Source organism: Ochrobactrum sp. C6C9, from assembly GCF_022627935.1.
Classification (GTDB): Bacteria; Pseudomonadota; Alphaproteobacteria; order Rhizobiales; family Rhizobiaceae; genus Brucella; species Brucella teleogrylli.
Window position 1 is genome coordinate 1 of record NZ_JABXGB010000102.1, and the last position, 683, is coordinate 683.

Below are 683 nucleotides of genomic sequence, written 5' to 3' on the forward strand. Positions count from 1 at the left end.
TGGGCGTCAGGCTCAAACAGCAGGCGGTGCTGTTTCGCACGTCGAGCCATAGTGGCGCTTTGGAAGTCGAACTTACCCGTCGCAACATCCCCTTCGTGAAATTCGGCGGACTGAAATTCCTCGACAGTGCGCATGTGAAAGACCTGCTCGCTACATTGAGGTTTGCGCAGAATCCACGCGACCGTGTTGCGGGCTTCCGCCTTTTGCAGATGCTACCCGGCGTTGGCCCGCAAACGGCTGGCAGGATTCTTGACACCATTGCCCTGGACCCGGAACCTTTGCAGTCGCTTGCAGAAATTCCGCCACCGCCAAGAATTGGGGACGACTGGCCAGCTTTTATTGATCTCCTCTCCAGCCTTCGAAAAGCCGAAGGCGGTTGGCCAGGAGAAATCGGCCTGGCGCGCGTCTGGTACGAGCCCCATCTTGAACGTCTTCATGAAGACCACGATACACGCAAGGCGGATCTGGTTCAGCTCGAACAGATCGCCAACGGCTATCCGAACCGTGAACGCTTTCTCACCGAGCTTACGCTTGATCCACCGGATGCAACGAGCGATCAGGCTGGCGTACCGCTTCTTGATGAGGACTATCTCATCCTTTCCACCATTCATTCCGCCAAAGGTCAGGAATGGCGCTCCGTTTACATGCTCAACGTCGTTGACGGCTGTATGCCCTCTGATCTG

At 56.5% G+C, this 683-nt stretch carries 1 protein-coding gene; it reads left to right on the forward strand.

Annotated features, from left to right (window positions below; genetic code table 11):
* A partial coding sequence (locus HWD97_RS24240) for a 3'-5' exonuclease (protein WP_371835807.1) occupies nucleotides 1-683 on the forward strand: 683 nt, incomplete at both ends.